This is a genomic window from Lysinibacillus sp. GbtcB16, assembly GCF_019091145.1.
GTDB classification, from domain to species: Bacteria; Bacillota; Bacilli; order Bacillales_A; family Planococcaceae; genus Lysinibacillus; species Lysinibacillus fusiformis.
This window is the reverse complement of record NZ_JAGXJV010000859.1, coordinates 1-236: the sequence shown is the minus strand read 5'-3', so window position 1 is coordinate 236 and position 236 is coordinate 1. Positions and strand designations below refer to the sequence as shown.

Below are 236 nucleotides of genomic sequence, written 5' to 3'. Positions count from 1 at the left end.
GGATCATATGGTTCGAAAGTGAAATCAGGCTGCGCATACTGTTCCTTCGAATATAACCCAACCGTAGAGGGCTCAAGCGCTTGATCCGCAACACGGTTATAGCTGTCGTAGATTACGGTACGTTTGCCGCGGGGGGTTATACCGCAGTGTCGCTCCAATCCTTCTAAGATCGCGGTCAATTCGCTTTCCGCATAAGAAAAGCTGCGGCCTCCCGTTACCTCATCTCCCATCAGAAA

At 50.8% G+C, this 236-nt stretch carries 1 protein-coding gene; it reads right to left on the bottom strand.

The genetic code is table 11. The features are described 5' to 3' along the window. Positions 1–236 (bottom strand): YcaO-like family protein (locus KVT27_RS26120; protein WP_217582326.1); only part of this gene is annotated, 236 nt, incomplete at both ends.